At 73.5% G+C, this 25,964-nt stretch carries 7 protein-coding genes; 6 read left to right on the top strand and 1 reads right to left on the bottom strand.

Features of this window, described 5'->3' with window-relative positions:
- The first annotated feature begins 25 nt into the window (after positions 1–25).
- The 5 genes from A3CE_RS0138255 (at position 26) to A3CE_RS0138275 (ending at position 23,854) form a co-directional block, all read left to right on the top strand.
- Positions 26–226, top strand: coding sequence for an MbtH family protein (locus tag A3CE_RS0138255; RefSeq protein ID WP_020645390.1), 201 nt, complete (start codon positions 26–28; stop codon positions 224–226).
- A gap of 65 nt (positions 227–291) precedes the next feature.
- Positions 292–1,641, top strand: coding sequence for a serine hydrolase domain-containing protein (locus A3CE_RS0138260; RefSeq protein WP_020645391.1), 1,350 nt, complete (start codon positions 292–294; stop codon positions 1,639–1,641).
- 51 nt (positions 1,642–1,692) lie between these two features.
- Positions 1,693–21,405, top strand: a complete 19,713-nt coding sequence (locus A3CE_RS0138265) for a non-ribosomal peptide synthase/polyketide synthase (protein WP_020645392.1) — start codon at positions 1,693–1,695, stop codon at positions 21,403–21,405.
- The gene (locus A3CE_RS0138270; protein WP_020645393.1) at positions 21,402–22,649 is read left to right on the top strand and encodes an MFS transporter; all 1,248 of its coding nucleotides are present in this window, start codon (positions 21,402–21,404) and stop codon (positions 22,647–22,649) included. The genes A3CE_RS0138265 and A3CE_RS0138270 overlap by 4 nt, the downstream gene beginning before the upstream one ends.
- Positions 22,646–23,854 carry a cytochrome P450 gene (locus A3CE_RS0138275; protein ID WP_020645394.1) on the top strand — a complete coding sequence of 403 codons (1,209 nt, stop codon included), beginning with the start codon at positions 22,646–22,648 and terminating at the stop codon, positions 23,852–23,854. The genes A3CE_RS0138270 and A3CE_RS0138275 overlap by 4 nt, the downstream gene beginning before the upstream one ends.
- A gap of 121 nt (positions 23,855–23,975) precedes the next feature.
- On the opposite strand, the gene A3CE_RS0138280 is transcribed toward A3CE_RS0138275, so the two are convergent.
- Positions 23,976–24,494, bottom strand: a complete 519-nt coding sequence (locus A3CE_RS0138280) for a ribonuclease FAU-1 family protein (RefSeq protein ID WP_020645395.1) — start codon at positions 24,492–24,494, stop codon at positions 23,976–23,978.
- A gap of 118 nt (positions 24,495–24,612) precedes the next feature.
- On the opposite strand from A3CE_RS0138280, the gene A3CE_RS0138285 reads away from it, so the two are divergent.
- A complete protein-coding gene (locus tag A3CE_RS0138285) occupies positions 24,613–25,962 on the top strand; it encodes a DUF5685 family protein (protein WP_020645396.1) in 1,350 nt (449 codons plus the stop codon).
- Positions 25,963–25,964 lie beyond the last annotated feature (2 nt).

A 25,964-nucleotide genomic window follows, 5' to 3' on the forward strand; every position in this document is an offset into this window, starting at 1 on the left:
ACCCCTTACAGGAAAGGTGAAGCACATGCCGGAAGACGCCGAATTCCAGGTACTGGTCAACGACGAAGGCCAGTACTCGCTGTGGCCGGTGGCGAACGAGATCCCCGCGGGCTGGCGCGCCGACGGGTTCCGCGGCGGCCGCCAGGAGTGCATGGACCACGTCGACGAGGTCTGGACCGACATGCGGCCGCTCAGTCTCCAGCGGCAGATGGCGGCCGACGGCTGAGCCGTCCGCACGTCCCGCTCCCACCGAACCGGCCCGCACCGAATCGACGCGGAAGGTCCCCCTTCATGCCCTCTCCTTCGACGTTTTCCCAGACTCTCCGGGTTCCGGCCGGGGACCCGCGGTCCGCGGCCGACGGGCGGCTGCAGCGGCTGCTCACCGGCCTGTGTCACAAGCACGGCGTGCCCGCCGCCCAGCTCGTCGTCCACGACGGCGACCGGACGAGCGCGGTGGCCGTCGGGGCCGGCGTCACAGCGAAGTTCCCGGCCGGCTCCATCACGAAGGCGTTCACCGCGGCGCTGGCGATGCTGCTCGTCGCCGACGGCGACCTGAGCCCGGACGACCCCCTTTCCGAGCACCTGGACGGCCTCGGGCCGCAGGTCGGCAGACCCACCGTCGAGCAGGTCCTGAGCCACACCGGCGGGTTGCCCGCCGCGCTCGGGGCCGCTGCCGACGGGGCCGGGTCGGGCCGCCGGTACCTGCGGGCGTGCCGCGACGCCGGGCTCATCCAGCCGCCCGGACAGGGCTTCTCCTATTCCAACGCCGGCTACGTGCTCGCCGGGTACGTGGTCGAAGCCATCACGGGGATGAGCTGGTGGGAGGCGATGGACACGCTGCTGCTCGACGAACTCGGGATCGCCGCAGCGTTCGTCGTCGAGCCGGGCACGCGACGCCGGGCCGGCGCCCACCTCAGCGGGCACGCCGTGCACGCCGCCACCGGCCGAGCCCGGCCCGTCGCGCAGACCCTGACCCCCGCCGAGGCCGCGGCCGGCGCGCTCGCGCTGAGCGCCGAAGACCTCGCTGCCTTCGGGCTCATGTTCTGCGGCGGGGACGGCCCGCTGCCGGCGGACCTGCTCGGGCTGATGCGCCGTCCGGTGCCGGGAGCGGAACCGTTCGGCCTGGCCGACGGCTGGGGTCTCGGCCTGGCGGTCTACCGGGGCGCCGACGCCGACTGGGCCGGTCACGACGGCACCGCCGACGGCACCTCGTGCCACCTGCGGGTGGACCCGGACCACGGCCGGGTCGTCGCGCTCACCACCAACGCGAACACCGGCTCGGCGCTGTGGACGGACCTGGTCGCCGCCCTGCGCGCCGACGGCCTGCCGGTCGGCGACTACGAGCTGCCCAGCGGCCTCGGCCGGGCCGCCGGCCCGGCCGCCGACCTGTCGGGCCGCTACACCAACGGCGACCTGGAGTACCAGGTCGACGTGCGCGCGGACGGCGGCGCCGTGCTCGTGGTCGACGGCGAGGTCTACCCCGAGCTGGCGATGCTGCGCGACGGGTCGTTCTCGGTGCGCGAACCCGGCACCGGCCGCCGGATCATCGGCGGCCGCTTCCTGACCGACCCGGCCACCGGGGCCGTCAGCGCCATGCAGGCCGGGGGCCGCGTCGCCCGGCGACGCCGCCGGGCGTCCTGATCTCCGCCTGCCCCGGACCACCCCGACTCGTGTTGTGAGGAAACGGAAGCGATGACCACCTCGAGGAAGAGCCGCATCGACGCGCTGCCCGCGGAGCTGCGGGAGACGCTCAAGCGCCGGCTGGCCGGGCGGGCGGAGCGGACCGACGTCATCGGCAAGGCGCCGCGCGAGCACGCCCTGCCGCTGTCGTTCGCCCAGCGGCGCCTGTGGTTCCTCGACGAGTTCCGGCCGGGGGACGCGGAGTACAACAGCGCCGTGGCGCTGCGGCTGACCGGGCCGCTCGACACCGGCGCGCTGACCGGCGCGCTGGCCCGATTGGTGGCCCGGCACGAATCCCTGCGCACGACGATCGACGACACCGGTGGCACGCCCGTCCAGGTCGTCCACGCGGCTCCGGAGATCCCGGTGCGGACGGTCGACCTGACCACCGACCCGGCACTGCGGCCCGCCGATCTGGACGAGGTGCTGGAGACCGAGTACGGCCGGTCGTTCGACCTGCGCCGCGGTCCGCTGGTGCGGCTGCTGCTGGTGCGGGTCGCCGAGGAGCACCACGTCCTGCTGATCACCGCCCACCACGTCGTCACCGACGGCGAGTCCATGGGCATCCTGGTCGGCGAGCTCGGCACGCTGTACGCGGCCGCCGTCCGCGGCGAGCCCGCGGAGCTGCCCGAACCGGCGGTCCAGTACGCCGATTTCGCCGTGTGGCAGCGGAACCGGCTCGCCGGGCCCGCTCTCGACCGGCACCTCGCCTACTGGACCACCCAGCTGGCCGGCGTCGAACCCCTGGACCTGCCGTCCGACCGGCCGCGGCCCGCCGTGCGCACGACGGCCGGTGCGGTGCACCGCTTCAGCGTCCCGGCCGAGGTCGCGTCGGGGCTCGCCGAGCTGGCCCGCCTTCACGACACCACGCTCTACACCGTGCTGGTCGCCGCCTGCCAGGTGCTGCTCGCCCGCTACACCGGCCGCACCGACATCGCGGTGGGTACCGTGGTTTCCGGCCGGAACCGGCCGGAACTGCAGCGCACGGTCGGCTTCTTCGTCGACACCGTGGTCATCCGGTCCACTGTGGACCGTACCACGCCGTTCGGGACGTTCCTCGACGCCGTCCGCACGACGGTGCTCGAATCCTTCGAGCACGCCGAAGCGCCGTTCGAGAAGCTCGTCGAAGCACTGCGCCTCGACCGTGATCCCAGCCGCACCCCGTTGTTCGACACGATGGTGCTGCTGCACGGGAGCCCGGGCGGGCAGCCGGACTTCGCCGGGCTCACGGCCGAGCCGGTCGAGGTGGCCCGCCGCGCGGCCAACTTCGACCTGACCGTCGAGTTCCAGCCGTCCACCGACGCGCTCGAAGGATCGCTCGAATACAACACCGACCTGTTCGACGAGCGGACCGCCGTCGCACTGGGCGAGCACCTCACCGTGCTGCTCACCGCGATCGCCGACGGCGCGCACCGCCCGATCGGCGAGCTGCCGCTGCTGACCGGGGCCGAGCGGCACCGGCTGCTCACCGAAGGGCACGGTCCCGAGCTGGACGTGCCCGCGACCACCCTCACCGAGCTGTTCGAGTCGCAGGCCCAGCGCAGCCCGGACGAGACCGCGCTCGTCGCCGGGGACATCGCGCTGAGCTTCGCCGAGCTGAACGCGCTCGCCAACCGGCTGGCCCGGCACCTCGTCTCGCTGGGCGCCGGTCCGGAACGGGTCGTGGCGCTCGCGCTCCCGCGTACGGCGGAGGCGATCATCGCCTTCCTGGCCGTGCTGAAGGCCGGTGCGGTGTACCTGCCGATCGATCCCGCGCTGCCCGCCGACCGGAAGGATCTGCTGTTACGGGACGCCGGGGCCAGTGTGCTCCTCGACACCCCGGAAATCGTTGCCGCGCTGGGGGAATACTCGGCCGCGGATCTCACCGACGCGGACCGCGTTGCGCCACTTCGGCCGGACAATACGGCCTATGTCATTTACACCTCCGGGTCGACGGGGCGTCCGAAAGGTGTGGCCGTCCCGTACCGCAATCTGACGAATCTGTTGTTCAACCACCGCAACGACTTCGCCGCGCCGGGGCGGCGGTTGCGGGTCGCGCTGACCGCGACACTGTCGTTCGACACGTCCCTCGAAGGCCCGCTGCTGATGGCCGACGGCCACGAGCTGCACCTGATCGGCGACGACGTCCGGCTCGACGCCCACGCCCTCGTCGACCACATCGCCGAGCACCGGATCGACTTCCTCGACCTCACCCCGACCTACCTGCGCCGGCTGATCCCCGCCGGGCTGCTGACCGATCCGCGGCACCGCCCGAAGATCCTCATGCTCGGCGGCGAAGCACTGGACGACACGCTCTGGCACGAACTCGCCGGCGCCGAAGTCACCGTGGCGCACAACTTCTACGGCCCCACCGAGTACACAGTGGACGCTGTTTCGGGCCGGGTCGGCGAAACGGCCCGTCCGGTGCTGGGCCGTCCACTCGCCAACACCCGCGCCTACGTCGTCGACCAGGACCTGCGGCCGGTGCCCGCCGGCGTGCCCGGTGAGCTCTGCCTGGCCGGAGCGCAGCTCGCGCGCGGCTACCTCGGCCGGCCGGGCCGGACCGCCGGCAGCTTCGTCGCGAACCCGTTCGGCGAGCCGGGCGAGCGGATGTACCGCACCGGCGACCGGGTGCGCTGGACGGCCGACGGGCAGCTGGAGTACCTGGGCCGGCTCGACGACCAGGTGAAGATCCGCGGCTTCCGCGTCGAGCCGGGCGAGGTCGAGGCCGCACTGGTCCGCCTGCCCGAGGTCACCGCGGCCGTCGTGGTCGCCAACCGTCCGGACGGCGGGCACGCCCGGCTGGTCGCCTACGTCGTCGGCGCCGACCCGGTGCCACCCACGGCCGACGAGCTGCGCGCCGCCCTGCGGGCCACGCTGCCCGACTACCTGGTGCCGTCGGCCTTCGTCCCGATCGACGCCGTCCCGCTGACGCCGCAAGGAAAAGTCGACCGCCGGGCGCTCCCGGCACCCGACGCGCCGGCGGACGGCCAGGCCTACGTGCCCGCGCGGACCGCCGTCGAGCACCAGCTGGTGGCGATCTGGTCCGAGGTGCTCGGCAACGACCGCATCGGCGTCGAGGACAACTTCTTCGGCCTCGGCGGCGACTCGATCCTCAGCATCCAGGTGGTCGCCCAGGCCCGCCAGGCAGGCCTGCGGCTCACCTCACGCGACATCTTCCTGCACCAGACCATCGCCGGGCTCGCGACCGCGGTGCAGACCGCCGCCGTCCACGCCCCGGCGGCGGGACCGGTCACCGGCCCGGCGCCCCTCACCCCGATCCAGCACTGGTTCTTCGCCACCCACGGGCCGCTGGCTCACTTCACGATGTCGCAGCTGCTGGAACTGCCCGCCGACGTCGACCAGCAGGCACTGCGGACCGCCCTCGACGCCGTCGTCGCCCACCACGAGGCACTGCGGACCCGGTTCTTCACCGTCGACGGCCGGTGGCGGCAGGAAGTCACGCCGGCCGCGCCGACCGGGATCCTGCGGATCCGGGACCTGTCCTCGTTCGGTGACGCCGGGCAGCGCGCCGGCATCGAGGCCGCCGCCGCGCAGGTGCGCGCCGGGCTGGAAGTCACCACCGGCGAACTCGCCGGCGCGGCGCTGCTCCTGCGCGGCACCCGGCCGCCGCTGCTGTTCCTGGCCGTGCACCACCTCGTGGCCGACGGCGTTTCGCTGCGGCTGCTGCTCGGCGACCTCGAAACCGCCTACCAGCAGGTCGTCGCCGGGACCCCGGTCCGGCTCGCGGCCACGGGCACACCGTTCACCCAGTGGGCGCACCTGCTGGAGGAGCACGTCCGTGCCGGCGGGTTCGACGACGACATCGAGCACTGGACGCGCGTGGCCCGCCGGGTCCCGCCGGCGCTGGCGGCCGACCACGCCGGCGCGGGCACCACCGGCTCCACCCGGACGCTGACCGTGTCCCTCGGCGCCGAGGACACCGACGCGTTGCTGCACAAGGTGCCCGCGACCTACCGGACCCAGGTCAACGACGTGCTGCTGAGCGCGCTCGGGCGGGCACTGGCGAACCGCACGCGGCAGGACGGCGTCCTGATCGCGCTGGAGGGGCACGGCCGGGAGGACGTCTTCGACGGCGTCGACCTCTCCCGCACGGCCGGCTGGTTCACCACGCAGTTCCCGGTGGCGCTCGACCTGCCGCCGTCGGGGGAGTGGGGCGCGACCCTCAAGGCGGTCAAGGAACAGCTGCGGGCCGTCCCGCGCCGGGGCCTGAGCTACGAGGCCCTGCGGTACCTCGGCGAGCCCGGCGCTCCGGGCCACGCCCTGCAGGCGTTCCCGCTGCCGCAGATCTGCTTCAACTACCACGGCCGCTGGGACGCCCAGGCCGGTGCCGGCGGCCTGTTCCGCGGCCGGCACGACAGCGCGGGCCCGGACATCGCCCCCGGCGAGGCGAGCACCTACCAGCTGGACGTCACCGGCGTCGTCGAGTCCGGCGAGCTCGCGGTGACGTGGTCCTATTCGGACCAGGTCTACGACGACGGGACGGTCCGGGACCTGGCCGAGGCGATGGTGACAGGACTGCGGGAGATCGTCGCGCACTGCGCGCTTCCCGGCAGCGGCGGCCGCACGCCGTCCGACTTCCCGTTGGCCCGCCTCGGACAGTCCACTGTGGACAGGATCATTGGCGACGGCCGCGACGTCGACGACGTCTACCCGCTGACCCCGCTGCAGGCGGGCATGCTGTTCCACAGCCTCCTGGACCCCACGGCCGACGCCTACGTCGACCAGGCCCGGATGCTCCTGGACGGGGTTCGGGACCCCGACGCGTTCGCGCTCGCCTGGCAGCAGGTCGCCGACCGGACACCGGTCCTGCGCACCCAGCTCGTCTGGGACGGCGTCGAAGAACCCCTGCAGGTGGTGCGGCACCGCGCGGTCGTGCCCATCACCCGCCACGACTGGCGCGGCTTGTCCGAGGCCGAGCAGACCGCCCAGCTGGAGCGGCTCTCGGCCGAGGACGCCGCCGCCGGGCTTGATCTCACCACCGCGCCGCTGATGCGGCTCGCCGTCATCGCGCTGACCCACGACCGCGTGCTGCTGATGTGGACGTCCCACCACATCGTGCTCGACGGCTGGAGCCTGGCCCAGATCTTCACCGAGGTGTGCGAGCAGTACGCCGCGATCACCGAGCACCGGGTGCCGCGGGTGCCGGCCCACCGGCCGTTCCGCGACTACCTCGGCTGGCTGGCCGCGCAGGACAGCGCAGCGGCCGAAGACCATTGGCGCGCGGTGCTGTCCGGGTTCGCCGCCCCGACCCCGCTGCCGTGGGACCGGCCCCCGGCCCAGGCGCACCGGACGCGCTCGTCGCGGTCCGTCCGGGTCGCACTGTCCACCGAGGACACGGACCGGTTGCGGGCGGTGGCCCGGCGCCACAGCCTGACCGTCAACACGCTCGTCCAAGGCGCGTGGGCGCTGCTGCTGGCCCACTCCAGCGGCGAGCCCGACGTCGTGTTCGGCACCACCGTCTCCGGCCGTCCCGACGACCTGCCGGGCGTGGAGAACATGATCGGGATGTTCATCAACACCGTCCCGACGCGGACGCGGATCGACAGCGGCGAGCCGGTGCTGGCGTGGCTGCGGCGGCTGCAGGACGAACAGAACCAGGCGCGGCGGTACGACTTCCTCGCCCTCGGGCGGCTGCGTGCCCTCAGCGACGTCCCGTCGGGGGAGAACCTGTTCGACAGCATGGTCGCGTTCGAGAACTACCCCTTCGACGAGAACGCCGCCGCCCGGGCGGGTGTCTCCCTGCGGGAAGTCACCGCCCTCGACGCCACGACGTTCCCGGTCACCTTGCGCGCCTACGTCGACCGGCGCCTCGGCTTCGAGCTGGGCACCGACCCGGACCTGTTCGACGACAGCACCGCCACCGCGCTGGCCGCCCGGCTGGAGACGCTGCTGCTCGGGATCGCCGAGAACCCGGACCGCCCGATCGCCAAGCTGCCCTGGCTGTCGGCCGACGACCGCGCACAGCTGGTCGCGGACCAGCCCGTGCCGCTGCCCGCGCCGACCATCACCGAACTGTTCGCCGCCCAGGTCACGGCGCACCCGGACGCGGTCGCGCTCACCGCCGACGGCACCTCCCTGACCTACGCCGAGCTCAATGCGCGGGCCAACCGGCTCGCGCACCGGCTGATCGCGCTCGGCGCCGGCCCCGAACGGTTCGTCGCGCTGCGCCTGCCGCGCTCGCCGGAGCAGGTCGTCGCGATCCTGGCCGTGCTCAAGGCCGGGGCCGCCTACCTGCCGATCGACCCGGCCACGCCGGCCGAACGCGTCGACCGGATGTTCGCCGACACCGATCCCGTCGCCGTCCTCACGCCCGAAGACGTCGCCGGGGAATCGGGTCCCGAAACCGACCCGCCGCCGCGCTGCACCCCGGACCACCCCGCCTACGTCATCTACACCTCCGGCTCGACCGGGCTGCCCAAGGGCGTGGTGATCCCGCACCGCAACGTCACCCGCCTGTTCGCCGCGACCGCTCGGTTCGGCTTCGGCCGCGACGACGTCTGGACGCTGTTCCACTCCTACGCGTTCGACTTTTCCGTCTGGGAGATCTGGGGCCCGCTGCTGCACGGCGGCCGGCTCGTCGTCGTGCCGCACGCCGTGTCCCGCTCGCCGCGGGAGTTCCTGCGCCTGCTCGCCGGCGAAGGCGTCACCGTGCTCAACCAGACGCCGTCGGCGTTCTACCAGCTCGTCCGGGCCGACGAAGACAATCCCGGCACCCGGCTTGCCCTGCGGTACGTGGTCTTCGGCGGCGAGGCACTCGACACGCGCCGGCTGGCCGGCTGGTTCCGGCGTCGCGGCGACCAGGCCCCGCGGCTGGTCAACATGTACGGCATCACCGAAACCACCGTGCACGTCACCCACCACGACCTCGTGTCCGACAGGGACACAGTGGACACTCCAGGGCTCGTCGGCACCGTCCTGCCCGACCTGCGCGGTCACGTCCTCGACGCCGACCTGAACCCCGTCCCGCCCGGGGTGCCGGGTGAGCTTTACGTGGCCGGTGACGGCCTGGCCCGCGGCTACCTCGGCCGGCCGGGACTGACCGCCGCCCGGTTCGTCGCCGACCCGTTCGGCACGCCCGGCTCCCGCATGTACCGCTCCGGCGACCGGGTGTCCCGCACCCGCGACGGCGCCCTGCGCTACCACGGCCGCGCCGACCACCAAGTCAAGATCCGCGGCTTCCGCATCGAACCGGGCGAGATCGAAGCCACCCTGCTCGCCCTGCCGGAGGTCCGTTCGGCGGCGGTGCTGGCCCGTGAGGACGAACCCGGCCGCAAGCGGCTCGTCGCCTACGTCGTCGCCGCGACCCCGGACGCGCCGCCGAGCGCGGCCCGGCTGCGCGAGCACCTGGGCCGGTCGCTGCCGGACTACATGGTGCCCTCGGCGTTCGTCACCCTCGACGAACTGCCGTTGACACGCAACGGAAAGCTCGACCAGCGTGCGTTGCCCGCGCCTGACGCGGCCGCCCCGGCGGACACCGCGTTCGTCGAACCCCGCACGGAAACCGAACGCACGGTCGCGGCGGTCCTGGCCACCACGCTCGGCCTGGAGCGGGTCGGGGCCGAGGGCCACTTCTTCGAGCTGGGCGGGGATTCCATCCTCAGCATCCGGTTCACCTCCGCGCTGCGCGAGGCCTTCGGCGTCGAAGTGTCGCCGCGGACGGTGTTCGACCACCCGACGGTGGCCGGCCTGGCGGCCGCGCTGCCCACCGCGTCCGCGACCCCGCTGACCGCGGCGATCACCCCGGTGGACCGAGACGGCGAGCTGCCGCTGTCCTTCGCCCAGCAGCGTCTGTGGTTCCTCGACGAATTCGCCCCCGGCAGCACCGACCACGTCACGGTCTTCGGCGTGCGGCTGCGCGGAGACCTGCGGCTCGACGCCCTCTCCCGGGCGCTCACCACGCTGATCGCCCGGCACGAGTCGCTGCGCACCACGTTCCCGTCCGTCGACGGACGGCCCCGCCAGGTCGTGGGGGAGCCGTGGCAGCTCGCGCTGCCGGTCACGGAAGCGACCGACCTCCAGCGGCTGCTGGCCGAGGACCTCGCCCGGCCGTTCGACCTGGCGCGCGGCCCGCTGCTGCGGGCCCGGCTCGTCCGGCTGGCCGCCGACGACCACGCGCTCGTGCTGTCCCTGCACCACATCATCACCGATGGCTGGTCGATGGGCGTCCTCGCCGGCGAACTGGCCACCCTCTACGGTGACGAGCGAGCCGAACTGCCCGCGCTGCCGATCCAGTACGTGGACTTCGCCGCGTGGCAGCGCACCCGTCTCACCGGCGACTTCCTGGCCGAGCAGCTCGGCTTCTGGCGGCAAGAGCTGGCGGGCCTGCGCCCGCTCGACCTGCCGACCGACCGCCCGCGGCCGGCCACCCGGACGTCGAACGGCGCCGAACACGAGTTCGCTCTCGGCGCCGACGCCCTCGCCGGGCTGCGCCGGCTGAGCCGCGACCGCGACACGACCTTGTTCACGGCGCTCGTCGCGGCCTGCCAGCTGGTGCTGCGGCGCTGGGCCGGCCAGGACGACGTCGCCGTCGGGACGATCACGTCCGGCCGGGACCACGCGGGTGTCCAGGACCTCGTCGGCCTCTTCGTCAACACCGTCGTGCTCCGGTCCCCTGTGGACGGACGGCAGGGCTTCGGCGAGCTGCTCGGCGCCGTCCGCCGGACGGTCCTCGACGCCTTCGCCCACCAGGAGGTGCCGTTCGAGCGCATCGTCGACGAGCTGAGCCCTGACCGCGACCCCAGCCGCACCCCGCTGTTCGAGGTCCTGGTGACCCTGCAGAACGCCGGGAACCGCCTGCCCGCCCTCGCCGGGCTCACGGCGAGCGAGCTGGCCCTGCCGATGACCACCGCCGGGTTCGACCTGAGTGTCGAGTTCGAGGAGCGCCCGGACGGGCTGCGGGGGTTGCTCAACTACGACACCGACCTGTTCGACGCGGCGACGATGCGGCGGTTCGCCGAGCACCTCACGGTCCTGCTCACCGCCGTCGTCGCCGAACCCGACCGGCCCGTCGACGCGCTGCCGCTGCTGCCCGCGACCGAACACGACCTCGTCGTCGAGACGTGGAACGCGACCGACCGGCCGGTGCCGGACACCACCGTCGTCGAGCTGTTCGAGGCCCAGGCCGCCCGGACCCCGCACGCGACCGCGCTGGTCTGCGGCGCCACGACGGTGACCTTCGCCGAGCTGAACACGCGGGCCAACCGGATCGCGCGCGTCCTCGTCGCCGGAGGTGCCGGGCCCGAACGGCTCGTCGCCGTCGCGCTGCCCCGGTCCGCGGAACTCGTGGTCACGATCCTCGCCGTCCTCAAGGCCGGTGCGGTCCACCTGCCGCTGGATCCCGAGCTGCCCGCCCGGCGCCGGGAGGCGCTGCTGGCGGACGCGCGGCCTGTACTGGTCCTCACCGAGCCGGTCGCCGCGGAGGAAACGGACACGAACCTCACCGACGCAGACCGGCTGGCGCCGCTCACCCCGGACCACGCCGCCTACGCGATCTACACCTCCGGCTCCACCGGAACGCCGAAGGGCGTACTCGTCGGCCACCGCGCCCTGGCCAATTTCGCCGTCGACCACGCTGGCCAGTTCACCGCCGCGGCCGGGAAGGACCGGCTGCGGGTGGCGCTGACCGCCGCGTTCTCCTTCGACGCGTCCTGGGAAGCCGTGCTGCTGATGCTCACGGCCGGGCACGAACTGCACATGATCGACGGCGACACGCGGCTCGACCCAGCCCTGCTCGCCGGGTATGTCGCCGAGCACCGGATCGATCTGGTCAACTCGACGCCGTCGTTCGTCCGGCACCTGCTGGACGCGGGGTTCGGGGAACACCGGCCCTCGGTGCTGCTGGTCGGCGGAGAAGCCGTCGGCGAAGCGCTGTGGCGCGACCTGAGCGACGTCGACGGCGTCACCGCGTTCAACCTCTACGGCCCGACCGAGTGCACAGTCGACGCGACCCTCTGCCGGATCGGCGAAACCGCGCGCGAGGTGATCGGCCGCCCGATCGGGAACGTGCGCACCTACGTCCTCGACGACCGGCTGCGCCCGGCGCCGATCGGCGTGCCCGGGGAACTGCACCTGGCCGGCGTCCAGCTTGCCCGCGGCTACCTCAACCGGCCCGGGCTGACGGCGGATCGCTTCCGCGCCAACCCCTTCGGGCCGCCCGGCAGCCGGATGTACGCCACCGGCGACCGCGTCCGCTGGACCGCCGAGGGCCACCTGGAGTACCTCGGCCGCGTCGACGACCAGGTCAAGATCCGCGGCTTCCGGATCGAGCCCGGCGAGGTCGAGGCGGCGCTGCGTGCGCTGCCCGAGGTCGCCGACGCGGTGGTCGTCGCGCGCCACGACGACGGCCACGCCCGGCTGGTCGCCTACGTCGTCCCCGTTGCCGGGTCTCCGGCGGACGCGGCGCAGCTGCGGACCGCCCTGAAGGCGACTCTGCCCGACCACCTCGTGCCGTCGGTGTTCGTCCCGCTCGAGCGGCTGCCGCTGGCGACCAGCGGAAAGGTCGACCGCCGCGCACTGCCCGCGCCCGCCGTCCGACCCGCCCCGGCCGAGGGGCGGACCGCGCCGCGCACGGACACCGAACGGCTGCTCGCGGAGATCTGGGCCGAAGTCCTCGGCGTCCCGGACCCGGGGGTGGACGACAACTTCTTCGCCCTCGGCGGGGATTCGATCCTCAGCATCCAGGTCGTCTCCCGGGCCCGGCGGCACGGCCTGCGCCTGACCTCCCGTGACGTCTTCCGCCACCAGAGCATCGCCGAACTGGCCTTGGTCGCCGGTGCCGAGGCAGCCGCCGAGCCCGTAGCCGGGTTCACCGGCTCGGCGCCGCTCACGCCGATCCAGCGGTGGTTCTTCGAAACCGGCCACCACGACCACTTCACGATGTCCACGCTCGCCGAACTCGACCCGGACGTCTCGATTTCCGCGCTCGAAACCGCACTGAACGCGGTACTGGCCCGCCACGACGCCCTGCGCACCCGGTTCACCCGCACCGGCGACGGGTGGCGCCAGGAGTTCCGGCCCGACGCGGAAATCCCGGCGCTCCGGCAGGTGTCCGATGTGGACACCAGCGTGGTCGCGGCCGAAGCCCGTGCCACCTTGCGGGTCGAGGGCGGCCCGCTCGCCGCGGCCGTGCTGATCACGGCTCCCGGGCGGCCGCCGCGGCTGCTGCTGGTCGTCCACCACCTGGTGGTCGACGGCGTGTCGTGGCGGATCCTGTTCGACGACCTGGAAACCGCCTACCGCCAGGTGGTTTCCGGCCGGCCGGTCGACCTCGGCCCGGCGCCGGTCAGCTACCTCCGCTGGGCGGACCGCCTTGCCGGGCACGCGTTCGACGCCGAACTGCCGTACTGGACGGAAGCGCTCGACGGCGTCGTCCCGGATCTGCCCGTGGACGCGGCGGGGGAGAACACCGCCGGCCGCGCCCGCACGGTCACCGTCCGCCTGGACGCCGAAACGACCGACGCCCTGCTGCACCAGGTCCCCGAGGTCTACCGCACGCAGATCAACGACGTCCTGCTCAGCGCGCTCGGCCGGGTGCTGGCCCGCTGGACCGGCCGCGAGCGCGTCCTGGTCTCCCTGGAAGGACACGGACGCGAAGAGATCTTCGACGACCTCGACCTCTCCCGCACGGCCGGCTGGTTCACCGCCGAGTTCCCGGTCGCGCTCACCCTCCCGGCCGACGGCGGCTGGGGACCGACGCTGAAAGCGGTCAAGGAACAGCTGCGGGCCGTGCCCGGCAAGGGCCTCGGCTACGGCGCGCTGCGCCGGCTGACCCCGGACTCGCCCCTGCGCGACGGTCCGGTGCCGCAGATCTCCCTGAACTACCACGGGCAATGGACCGCCGGCGGCGACGACGCCGGGCTGTACCGCGGCTGGGGCGGCGACCTCGGCGACGACATCGACCCCGAGCGGCCGCGCACCGCGCTGCTCGACGTCGTCGGCATCGTCGACGGCGGCCGGCTCGAACTGGCCTGGACCTACGCGCCCGACGTGCACCGCGAGGACACCGTGCGCGGGCTCGCCGAGCAGGTCGTCACGGCGCTGCGGGAAATCGCCGAGCACTGCGCCACCCCCGGCGCCGGCGGCCGCACGCCGTCGGACTTCCCCCTGGTCCGGCTGAGCCCGGCCGAGCTGGACACCGTGGCCGGCGACGGCCGCGCGGTCGAGGACGTCTACCCGCTGACTCCGCTGCAGGCCGGGATGGTGTTCCACACCCTGGTCGACGACGGTTCCCCGGCCTACTTCGAGCAGGTCCGCATCCGGCTCGCCGGGGTCGCCGACCCCGCGGGGCTCGCCGCCGCCTGGCAGCGGGTCGTCGACCGGACCCCGGTGCTGCGCACCCGGCTCGTCTGGACCGGTGTCGAAGAGCCCGTGCAGGTGGTGGACCGCACCGCGACCCTGCCGGTCGCCCACCACGACTGGCGCGATCTCGGCCCGGCGGACCGCGAAACCGCCCTGCGGGAGGTCTTGGAAGCCGACCGCGCGGTTCCGTTCGACCTGACCCGGGCCCCGCTGACCCGGCTGACGATCGCCGCCCTGCCCGGCGACGAAGTCGACCTGGTGTGGACCTCCCACCACGTCCTGTTCGACGGCTGGAGTGCCGCGCAGATCTTCGCCGAGGCCTGCGAGCACTACGCGGCCGCGACCGCCGGCGTCCGGCCCGCCCTCGTCGCCCGCCGCCCGTACCGGGACTACCTCGGCTGGCTCGCCGATCGCGACCAGGCCGCGGCCGACGGGTTCTGGCGGACCACCCTGGCCGGCTTCGACGCCCCGACCACGTTGCCCTACGACCGCCCGCCGGCCGAGGCCCACCAGTCCCGCTCCACCGATTCGGTCCGGACCGAGCTGCCCCCGGCCGCGACGCTGCGGCTGCGGGAGTTCGCGAGGACCCACGGCCTGACCGTCAACACCGTCGTGCAAGGCGTCTGGGCGCTGGCACTGGCGCTGGTCTCCGGCGACCGTGACGTCGTCTTCGGCACCACCGTCTCCGGGCGCCCGGGCGACCTGGCCGGCGTCGAATCGATGATCGGCCTGTTCATCAACACCATCCCCACCCGCGTCCGCGTCGACGGCACCCAGCCGGTGGCGCGGTGGCTCGGGCAGCTGCAGGCGGCCCAGAGCGAGGCCCGAGACCACGACTTCGTGTCACTGGCCCGGCTGCGCCCGCTCAGCGACGTCCCCGCCGGCCAGAACCTGTTCGACAGCATGGTGGTCTTCGAGAACTACCCGATCAGCGAACCCGCCACCGCGGGCGCGCCCCGGGTCGCCGAAGTCGCCTCGGCCGACGCCACGAACTTCCCGCTGTGCCTGCGGGCGTCCCTGGACGACGGCCTCGCGCTCGACCTCGCCTACGACCCGGCGCTGTTCGACCCCGGTACCATCACCGCGCTGACCGACCGCCTGGTTACGCTGCTCGACGGCGTCACCGCGGACGCCGAACGGCCGCTGGCGCGGGTCCCGTGGGTCGCCGCCGCCGAACGCGCCCAGGTGCTCGCCGACGCCCACGGCCCGGGTGCCGCCGGAACACCGTCCACGGTGCCGGCACTGTTCGCCGACCAGGTGCGGCGCCGTCCGGATGACCCCGCCGTGCTCGCCGGCGACCGGACCCTGACCTATCTCGAGCTGGACGAGCGGGCGAACCACCTGGCCGGGCGGCTGGCCGGGCTCGGCATCGCCGCCGAAGACCGGGTCGGGCTGCTGCTCGAACCGTCGGTTGAGCACGTCGTCGCCGAGCTCGCCGTGCTCAAGGCCGGGGCGGCCTACGTGCCGCTGGACACCCGGGCGCCGCACGAGCGGCTGCGTGCCGTGCTCGCGGAGGCCGGGGTGCCGGTCGTGGTGGCCGGCGACACCTGGGTGACCACCGCCGAAGCCGTCCACAATGGACCGTCGCTGACCGTCGGCGAACATCGATCGCCTGCCGCACCGGAATGTTCGGTGAGTCCGGAAAATCTCGCGTACGTGATGTACACCTCCGGTTCCACCGGAGTGCCCAAGGGCGTCGCGGTGCGCCACCGCGACATCACGGCGCTGGCCCAGGACGGCCGGTTCACCGGCGGCGCCCACACCCGGGTGCTCGCGCACTCGCCGCTGGCCTTCGACGCGTCCACCTACGAGCTGTGGGTCCCGCTGCTCACCGGCGGCGCGACGGTCCTGCCCGACGGGCCCGACCTGACCGTCGAGTCGTTGCGGCGCGCGGTTTCCGAGCACGACGTGACGTCGGCGTGGCTGACCGCCGGGCTCTTCCGGCTGCTCGCCCAGGACGCCCCGGACTGCCTCCGTGGCCTGCGCGAGGTGTGGACCGGCGGCGACGTCGTCCCGCCCGCCGTGGTGCGGGCGGTCCAGGCCGCGTGCCCCGGCCTGGTCGTCGTCGACGGTTACGGCCCGACGGAAACCACCACCTTCGCCACCTCCTTCCGGATGACCGGCGAGGCGGGTGTGCCCGAGCCGGTGCCGATCGGCCGTCCGCTCGACGGCATGCGCGCGTACGTGCTGGACGCCGAATCGCGGCCGCTGCCTGCCGGCGCACCCGGTGAACTGTGCCTGGCCGGAGCCGGCCTGGCGCGCGGCTACCTCGGCCGTCCCGGCCTGACGGCCGAGCGGTTCGTCCCCGACCCGTTCGGCGCGCCGGGGGAGCGGATGTACCGCACCGGCGACGTCGTCCGGCGCGGACCCGACGGCGAACTCGTGTTCCTCGGCCGGTCCGACGACCAGGTCAAGCTGCGCGGCTTCCGCATCGAGCCGGCCGAGGTCGAAGCCGTGCTGGCCACCCACCCGGCGGTCGCGCAGGCGGTCGCGACCGTCCACGCGGACTCCGCCGGCACACGGCGGCTGATCGCCCACGTCGTCCTCGAGCGTGCCTCGGATCCCGACGAGCTGCGCGCGCACGCCGCCGCGGCGCTGCCCGAGTACATGGTCCCCGCCGTGGTCATGGTGCTGGCTGCCTTGCCGTTGAACCGCAACGGAAAGGTCGACCGCCGCGCCCTGCCCGTCCCGGACGGCCCGCTGACGTCCGGGCGGCCCTACGTCGAGCCGGCCACGGCGACCCAGCGCGCCGTCGCCGGGATCTGGCAGCGGCTGCTCGGGATCGAGCGGGTCGGCGCGAAGGACAACTTCTTCGAACTCGGCGGCGATTCGATCCTCAGCATCCGGCTGGTTTCCCGGCTGCTGGCCGAATGCGGTGTGTCGCTGTCGCCGCGCGCGGTGTTCGCGCACCCGACGGTGTCGCGGCTCGCCGCCGCGATCGAAACCGTGGGGGCCACCGCCAAGGACCCGATTCCCGTCGTGTCCCGCGACGGCGAGCTGCCGCAGTCCTTCGCCCAGCAGCGCCTGTGGTTCCTCGACGAGTTCGAGCCGGGCGGCACCGAGTACGTCACCAGCTCGGCCGTGCGCCTGCGCGGCGAACTGGACGTCGACGCGCTGGCCGGGGCGTTCACCGCGCTGGTCGCCCGGCACGAGCCGCTGCGCACGACGTTCGGCTCGGCCGACGGCCACGGCGTCCAGATCGTGCACCCGCCGTCTCCGGTGCCGCTGCCGGTCGTCGACGCCCGGGAGGAGGAGCTCGCGGAGATCCTGCGCGCCGACGGCGAACAGCCCTTCGACCTGAGCGAAGGGCCGTTGCTGCGGGCGAAGCTGATCCGGCTCGCGCCGCGGGAACACGTGCTCACCGTCGCCGTGCACCACATCGTCACCGACGGCTGGTCGAACGGGCTCATCGCCGAAGAGGTCGGCGCGTTCTACGCGGCCGCGCTGCACGGCGAACCGGCGGACCTGCCGCCGCTGCCGGTGCAGTACGCGGACTTCGCGGCCTGGCAACGCGGCCGGCTCGCCGAGCGGGTCCTGTCCGGGCAGGTCGCCTACTGGACCGAGCGCCTGCGCGACCTGACCCCGCTGCAGCTGCCCACCGACCGGCCGCGCCCGCCGGTGCGCACGACGCGCGGCGCGACGTGCGAGATCGTCGTCCCGGCGGCGGTGACGGCCCGGCTCGAGCAGGTGAGCCGGCAGCGCGAGACGACGTTGTTCACCACCCTCGTCGCCGCTTGCCAGGTGCTGTTCGGCCGCTGGGCCGGCCAGGACGACGTCGCGGTCGGCACGGTCACCTCCGGCCGCGAACGGCCCGAGCTGGAGGGGCTCGTCGGGTTCTTCGTCAACACCCTGGTGCTGCGTTCGCGGGTCCGCCCGGACCTGGCGTTCACGGCGTTCCTCGACGACGTCGCCGCGGGGGTCCGCGAGGCGTTCGACCACCAGGACCTGCCGTTCGACCGGGTCGTCGACGCGGTGCAGCCGGGCCGTGACCCCAGCCGCACCCCGCTGTTCCAGGTGATGGTGGTGCTGCAGAACAGCCCGCGGGAAGCGACCCGGCTGCCGGGCGTCGAGACCGAGGAGATCGCGCAGCCCGCGACCGCGGCGAACTTCGACCTGACGCTCGAATTCCAGCCGGACGGCGAAGTGCTGCGCGCGGCACTGACGTACAACACGGACCTGTTCGACGCCGCCACGATCGACCGGCTGGCCGCGCATTTGGGTGTCCTGCTGGCGGGCGTCGCCGAGGACCCGGACCGGCCACTGGCCCGGCTCCCCCTGATCGGGGCGGCCGAACGCGACCTGGTCCTGGGTGCGTGGAACGACACGGCCCGCCCGGTGGACCCGCGTACGTTGCCCGAGCTGATCGCGGCCCGGGCCCGGCGGACGCCGGACGCTGTTGCTCTTGTCTCGGATGAGTCACTCACGTACGCCGAGCTGGACGCCCGCGCGGCCCGGCTGGCCAGAGTGCTGGCCGGGCACGGCATCGGCCCGGAACGGATCGTGGCGCTCGCGCTGCCACGATCGGTGGAGATCATCGTCGCGCAGCTGGCGGTGTGGAAGGCGGGCGGAGCGTTCCTGCCGGTCGACCCGACTTACCCGATCGAGCGCATCACGTTCATGCTCGCCGATGCCCGTCCGGCGCTGGTCCTGACGATGGAAGGCCTGGCACCGCCGGTACCCGAGGGAGTGCCGGTGGTCTCGCTGGACGATCCGGGATTGTTCGACACCGAGCCTGCCGAGGCGGTCCCGGTCCGCCCGGAGCACCCCGCCTACGTCATCTACACGTCCGGCTCGACCGGCCGCCCGAAGGGCGTGGTCGTCACGCACGCCGGCCTGGCCGGCTTCGCCGCGGCAGAAGCCGAACACTTCCGCGTCACCGAAGGCGACCGCGTCCTGGCCTACTCCTCGCCGAGCTTCGACGCCGCGGTACTGGAACTGTGCCTGGCACTGCCCTTCGGCGCCGCACTCGTCGTCGTCCCGCCCGAACCGCTGCTGGGCGAACCCCTCGCCGAGTTCCTCGCCGCCCACCGGATCACCCACACCCTGATCCCGCCGGCCGCGCTGACCACCGTCCCGGCGACCGACCTGCCCGACCTGCGCACCCTCGTCGTCGGCGGTGACGCCTGCTCGCCGGAGCTGGTGGACCGCTGGGCACCGGGCCGCCGGATGATCAACGCCTACGGCCCCACCGAATCGACGGTCGTCGCGACCTGGAGCGAGCCGCTCGTTCCCGGGACGCCGCCGCCCATCGGCCGTCCGATCCCGAACACCCGCGTCTACGTGCTCGACGCCGCGCTCGCGCCGGTGCCCGTCGGCGTGGCGGGCGAGCTCTACGTCGCCGGGCCGAGCCTCGCCCGCGGCTACCTCGACCGCCCGGGCCTGACCGCCGACCGGTTCACCGCCAACCCCTTCGGCGCGCCCGGCGAGCGGATGTACCGCACCGGCGACGTCGTCCGCTGGACCGCGTCCGGGCACCTGGAGTTCACCGGCCGGGCCGACGACCAGGTCAAGGTGCGCGGCTTCCGGATCGAGCTCGGAGAGGTGGAGGCGGCGCTGACCCGGCACCCCCGGGTGACCGCCGCCGTCGCCGCCGTCCAGCAGGACGATTCCGGCCACAAACGCCTGGTCGCCTGTTTCGTCACCGAACCGGGGGCCGGCCCGGTCGGCGCCGCGGACCTGCGCGAGTTCCTGGGCCGGTCGCTGCCTGGGCACCTGGTGCCCTCGGCGTTCCTGGAACTGCCCGCGCTGCCGCTCGGCCCGAGCGGCAAGGTCGACCGCCGCGCCCTGCCCGCGGTCGCCGCCGCGGCCGAGCCCGCCACCCGCCACGTCGAGCCGGTCACCCCGGCCGAACGGGTGCTCTGCGACATCTGGGCCCAGGTCCTCGGCCTGGACCGGGTCGGCACCGAGGACAACTTCTTCGAGCTGGGCGGCGATTCCATCCTCAGCATGCAGGTCGTGTCCCGGGCCCGGCAGGCCGGGCTGCAACTGTCCACAAAGGACATGTTCCTGCACCAGACCATCGCCGTCCTCGCGCCCCGGACCGGCGCGGTCTCCGAAGCGGCCGAGGCGGACGGGCCGGTCGTCGGGCCCGTGCCGCTGACCCCGATCCAGGACTGGTTCTTCGGGATCCACACCGTGAACCCGCACCACTTCAACCAGTCGATGCTCCTCGAGCTCGCCGACGGCTTCGACGCCGGCGCGCTCAGGCGGGCACTGGCCGCGGTCTGGACCCACCACGACGCCCTGCGCATGCGGTTCACCCGCACCGGCGAGGGCTGGCAACAGCACAACGCCGACGTCGAGCCGGTGCCCGGGCTGCGCCACGAAGACCTGACCGCGGTGCCCGAGGCAGACCGGGCAGCGGCGCTGCAGCGGATCGCCGACGACGTCCACGCCGGGTTCGACCTCACCCGGGGCCCGCTGCTGGCCGCCGTCCTCGTCACCGCCGAATCACAGTGGCGGCCACGGCTGTTCCTGGCCGCGCACCACGTCGTGGTCGACGCCGTCTCCTGGCGCATCCTGCTCGACGACCTCGATATCGCGTACCGGCAGGCCGCGCGGCAGACCCCGATCGACCTCGGCCCGCGCACGACGTCGTTCCGGGACTGGGCAAACCAGCTCCGCGACCACGTCCGCGCCGGCGGGTTCGACGACGAAGTGGCGTACTGGACCGGCCTGCCCGCCTCGGGCGAGCTGCCGGTGGATCACGACGGCACGGGCACCGGCACGGCGGAGGTCACCGTGGTGCTCGACGCCGAGGACACCAACGCCCTGCTGCGCTCGGCGCCGTCGGCGTACCGCACGCGTGTCAACGACGTCCTGCTCGCCGCCCTGGCGTGGGCGCTGGCCCGGTGGACCGGGCGCCCGGACGTGTCGATCGCGCTGGAAGGGCACGGCCGGGAAGACGTCCTCGACGGCGTCGACCTCAACCGGACCGTCGGCTGGTTCACCACCCTCTACCCGGTGGCGCTCTCGATCGACGACGCAGGCGGCACGGCTGACCCGGACTGGCGGACGCTGGTCAAGTCGGTCCGCAAGCAGCTGCGGGCCGTGCCGGGCAACGGGTTCGGCTACGGCGCGCTCCGCCACCTCGGCAGCCCGGACGTCCGGGCGAAGCTCGCCGAAACCGGGCCGCAGCCGCAGATCTCGTTCAACTACCTCGGCCAGTGGGACGATCCCGGGGCGGCGGCGACGTCCGAAAGCCTCTACGCGGCGGCCCACGGATCGCTCGGTCTCGACCACGACCCGGCCGAGCACCGCCCGTACCTGCTCGACCTGGTCGGCGCGGTCCAGGACGGCGAGCTGGTGTTTTCCCTGATCCACCAACCCGATCGGCACGACCGGGCGACCGTCGAAGCCGTGGCGGGTGACTTCGCCGCCGCGCTGAGGCGGATCGCCGCCGACAGTCGGAGGGAGCGGCGGTGACCACGCGGCTTTCCCGGAACCGGAACTACCGGCTGCTCTGGGGCAGCCAGGCCCTGTCGGAAGCCGGGTTCAGCGCGTCGATGATCGCGTTGCCGCTGCTGGTGCTGGCGGTGACCGGCTCGCCGGCGCTGTCCGGGCTGGTGCTGGGCGTCGACGCGATGGCCCAGCTGGTCGCCGGGCTGCCCGCCGGCGCGCTGGCGGACCGCTGGGACCGCAAGAAGATCCTGCTCGTCTGCGAAGCGGTATACGCGCTGGCGGCGGCGAGCCTGGTGGCGGCGATCTGGTGGGACGTCGTGAGCATCCCGCACCTGATCGCGGTCGCCGCGGTCATGGGCTGCTGCCGGTCGCTGTTCGGGCCGGCCGAAGGCGCGATGCTGGCGGGGGTCGTGCCGGCGGCCCAGCTGCCCACCGCCGTGGCGATGAACTCCGCGCGCGGCGCGCTCGGCCAGCTCTCGGGCACCGCGGTCGGCGGGTTCCTCTACGGCCTCGGGCGGGCCGTCCCGTTCGCGTTCGACGTGCTCGCCCACCTGGTTTCGCTGGTGGCCCTGTGTTTCGTCCGGGCGCCGCGGCGCGAGGCCGCGGCCACTGACGGCGGGCACCTCGGCCGGGAGATGGCCGAGGGACTGCGCTGGGTGTGGAGCGAACGGCACGTGCGCGTCACCGTGGCGTGCGCGGTGAGCCTGAACTTCTTCTTCAGCGCGTACTACATCGTCATCATCGTCCTGGCCAAGGACCGGGGCGTCACCTCGGGCGAGATCGGCGTGATGGCCGCGATGCTCGGCGTCGGCGGGGTGGTGGGCTCGCTCATCGCGCCGTACCTGCAGCGGCGGCTCAGCCCGTACGTGTCGATCATGAGCGTGTTCTGGGTGCTCACGCTGCTGACCCCGGTCGCCGCCGTCATCCACGACGGCTACCTGCTGGGGGCGCTGTTCGTCGCCATGGCCCTGCTCCCGCCGACCGCCAACACGACGATCGGGACCTACCAGCTGCTGCTCACCCCCGACCGGCTGCGCGGACGGCTGACCAGCGTGATGGCCGTGATCGGCGGGGTGTCCGCGGCGACCGGGCCCGCCTTCGGTGGCCTGGTGGTGCAGGCCTTCCCCGGCACGGACGCCGTCCTGCTGTGCGCCGCGGGTATCGCGCTGATCACCCTCGTCGTCACCTTCAGCCCCACCCTGCGCCGGTTCCCCCGCATCACCACCGCCGAGCCCGTCCCGACGAAGACCGAGGAGACCCAGCCATGACCACGCAGGAACCCGCCGTCGCGTTCGCCTTCGAAGACCTGCTGGCCCGGTCCGCCGAGCTGCGCGAGCGCGGCGGGCCGGTGCACCACGACGAAGAGGCGGGGACGTGGCGGGTGCTCGACCACCCGGCCGTCTCGCGGGTGCTGTCCGACCCGGCCACGTTCTCGTCGGACTTCAGCGGGCTCACCCCGGTCCAGGAGGACTTCGAAACGTTCCGCAAGGGCAACTTCGTCGGAATGGACCCGCCCGACCACCGCAAGCTGCGCACCCTGGTCAGCCAGGCGTTCACCCCGCGCGTGGTCGCCGGGCTCGAACCCCGCATCCGGGCCATCGCCGGCGAACTGCTCGACGAGGCCGGCGGCGCTTCCCGCGTCGACATCGTCGACGCGCTGGCCTACCCGCTGCCGATCATCGTGATCGCCGAGCTGCTCGGCGTCCCGGTCGCGGATCGCCCGCTGTTCACCCGCTGGGCGCAGGTGCTCTTCAGCGGCGACCAGCTGGGGGAGTCGGCCGACATGGCGGACATCCAGCGCGCGCTGGACGCCATCGCGCCGACCATCCGCGAGATGAACGCCTACATCCTCGACCACATCCGGCACCACCGCGCCCACCCCGGGCCCGGGCTGACCAGCAGGCTGGTGGAGGCGGAGTTCAACGGCGAGCGGCTCGAGGACCAGGAGATCGTCGGGTTCGTGGCGCTGCTGCTGATAGCCGGCCACATCACGACGACGGCGTTGCTCGGCAACGCCGTCGTCACGTTCGACCGGAACCCACTCGCGGCGGCCGCTTTGCGGTCCTCCCCGGCCGGCTTGCCCGCCGCGCTGGAGGAGGTGCTCCGGATGCTGCCGCCGTTCCCCGAGCTGGGCCGCCGGACGACGAAGCCGGTCGAGCTGGGCGGCCACACGATCCCGGAGAACTCGATCGTGATGGCCGACCTGGCCGCGGCCAACCGCGACCCGGCGTTCTTCGACCGCCCGAACGAGTTCGACGTCGCACGGAACCCCAACCCGCACTTGACGTTCGGGCACGGAATCCACTTCTGTTTCGGCGCTCCGCTGGCGAGGCTGGAGGGCCGGATCGCGTTCGAGGTCCTCTTCGACCGTTACCGGGACATGGCGGTGGCCACCGACGACCAGGTCGAGTTCCAGAACCCGCAGGTGATCGTCAGCGTCCGGCACCTTCCCCTCGACGTCACACCGGCCTGATCACGCGGTTTCGTTGCCGCGTCCAGGGTTCCGGCCGATTCTTGGCCCGGCCGGACGGCTGCGCACCCGCCGGTTTCGGTGGGTGCGTGGCTGCCTTTGCCGGCGAACCTCAGGCAGCTGGCTAGGGATGTCGTCGCCAGGTGAGCGTGATGTCCCGGGTGGACAACCACGCCGCAAGGTCGTAGCCGTGCGCAGCGAGGCCTTCGACCGCGGCGTACGTCGTCTTCAACGCGTACTCCGCGTCTTCGGCGGTGAGAAGACCCGCGGCGAGAGCTTCCAGCAGCTCGTCGGTGTCGATCACCCGCAGGGACAGCTTGTCCCTGAGCACCAGGTCGACATACAGGTCGGTGGCGACCCAGCGCGGCCCGTCGCGGCGGACCCGGACCACGTCGAGGTAGAAGTCCTGGTCGCGCTCGTGGCCGGGGGAGAACCAGAAGTCGGTGAAGCGGAGACCCAGCTCGGGCACCAGCCATGACTCGAGGTAGTGGAACTGCGCGCGGCCCGGTGTCGGGCGGGCGACGTACAGGCCGAACGGCTCCTCGCGGTACTCCTCGACCTCCCGCAGGATGCCCTTCGGATCGATGTTCGCGCGCGCGGCGGGGTCGAAGATCTCGACCTTCGGCGGGTGCAGTGCGGCCATGCCGCCCATCCTGCCGGGACCGGCGGCGGAACCGGTCACGAATCGCACACACCGGCCGCGCGCGCCACACGTTCGGGCTAAGGTGCGCCGTCCGTCCGGGAGCCGAGGGGAACTGGGGATGTTCGGGATCATCAGGCCGTGCCGGCACCGGCTGTCCGCCGGCCTGCATGCCGACTGGCTGGCGCACCTGTGCGGGCTCTGCCTCACGCTGCGCGACGAACACGGCCAGCTGGCCCGCGTCGTCACCAACTACGACGGCCTGATCATCTCCGTGCTGGTCGACGCGCAGACGACGCGTGCCGACCGGCGGCGGGACGCGGGTCCGTGCCCGCTGCGGGGCATGCGGACGGCGTCGGTCGCGCGCGGCGAGGGCGCTCAGCTGGCCGCCGCGGTGTCGCTGGTGCTGGCCGCCGCGAAGGTCGGTGACCACGTCGAGGACCGCGACGGTGCCTTCGGCCGACGTCCGGTGGCCGCGGCCGCGCGCCGGGTCGCGGCGCGGTGGGCCGCGCAGGGCAGCCGCACCGGTTCCCGGGTCGGGTTCGACACGGCGGTGCTCACCGAGGCCGTCGACCGGCAGGGCGAACTGGAACGCGCGATCCGGCCCGGGGACTCGGCCCTACTCGCGACCGAGCCCGCCGAACTGGCCACCGCGGCCGCCTTCGCACGGACGGCCGAACTGGCCGGACGACCGGGCAACGCCGCGCCGCTCGCCGAGGCGGGTCGCTTGTTCGGGCGGGTGGCACACCTGCTGGACGCGGTCGAGGATCACGCCGCCGACGCCGCCACCGGCGCCTGGAACCCGCTCCTGGCCACCGGGACGGGACGGGCGGAGGCACGGCGCCTGTGCGACGACGCCGTGCTGGGCGTCGAGCTGGCGTTGCGCGAAGCCGAGTTCGTCAACCCGGCCCTGGTGCACGCCCTGCTGGTCCACGAGCTGAGGCAGGCGGTGCACCGCGCGTTCGGCCACGGCTCGGCACCCGGGCACGGCGCGCCGGCCGCGCAGCAGCCGCCACCCGGGTGGATCGGCCCGGGGCCCGCACCGCAGCAGCACCCGCACCAGGTGCCGCCGGACTGGGCCGGGTCACCCCAGCCCCACGGATCTCCACCGCCGGGTCCGGTTCCACCGCCCGGCGCTCCAGGCCCCGGCGGCCGCGGCCCGGGAGGCCCGGGAGGTCCGGGTGGTCCCGGAGACCCGGGCGGCCCCGATGACCCCGGCCCCGAGCCGCTCGACGGCAAGGGCGGCGGCCTCTGGTACCCGAAATTCGCCGTCCCGCCGAAGAAGCGCAACCTCTTCCTCGGCTGCGCCCTCACCCCCTACATGTGCTGCACCTGCCAGTTCTGCTGCCGCGATCCCTATCCTGGGCCGTGGAGCGGGAAACCGGTCGGTACCTGCAGCGACGGCGGATGCGATTGCGGCGGCTGTGACGGTTGTTGCGACTGCTGCTCCTGCTGCGACTGCAACTGCTGAGT

Source organism: Amycolatopsis balhimycina FH 1894, from assembly GCF_000384295.1.
GTDB lineage: Bacteria > Actinomycetota > Actinomycetes > Mycobacteriales > Pseudonocardiaceae > Amycolatopsis > Amycolatopsis balhimycina.

Bases quoted from the DNA above. Each gene is read 5' to 3' on its own strand.
- A3CE_RS0138255 (WP_020645390.1), top strand. From the start codon at position 26: ATGCCGGAAGACGCCGAATTCCAGGTACTGGTCAACGACGAAGGCCAG.
- A3CE_RS0138260 (WP_020645391.1), top strand. From the start codon at position 292: ATGCCCTCTCCTTCGACGTTTTCCCAGACTCTCCGGGTTCCGGCCGGG.
- A3CE_RS0138265 (WP_020645392.1), top strand. From the start codon at position 1,693: ATGACCACCTCGAGGAAGAGCCGCATCGACGCGCTGCCCGCGGAGCTG.
- A3CE_RS0138275 (WP_020645394.1), top strand. From the start codon at position 22,646: ATGACCACGCAGGAACCCGCCGTCGCGTTCGCCTTCGAAGACCTGCTG.
- A3CE_RS0138280 (WP_020645395.1), bottom strand. From the start codon at position 24,494: ATGGCCGCACTGCACCCGCCGAAGGTCGAGATCTTCGACCCCGCCGCG.
- A3CE_RS0138285 (WP_020645396.1), top strand. From the start codon at position 24,613: ATGTTCGGGATCATCAGGCCGTGCCGGCACCGGCTGTCCGCCGGCCTG.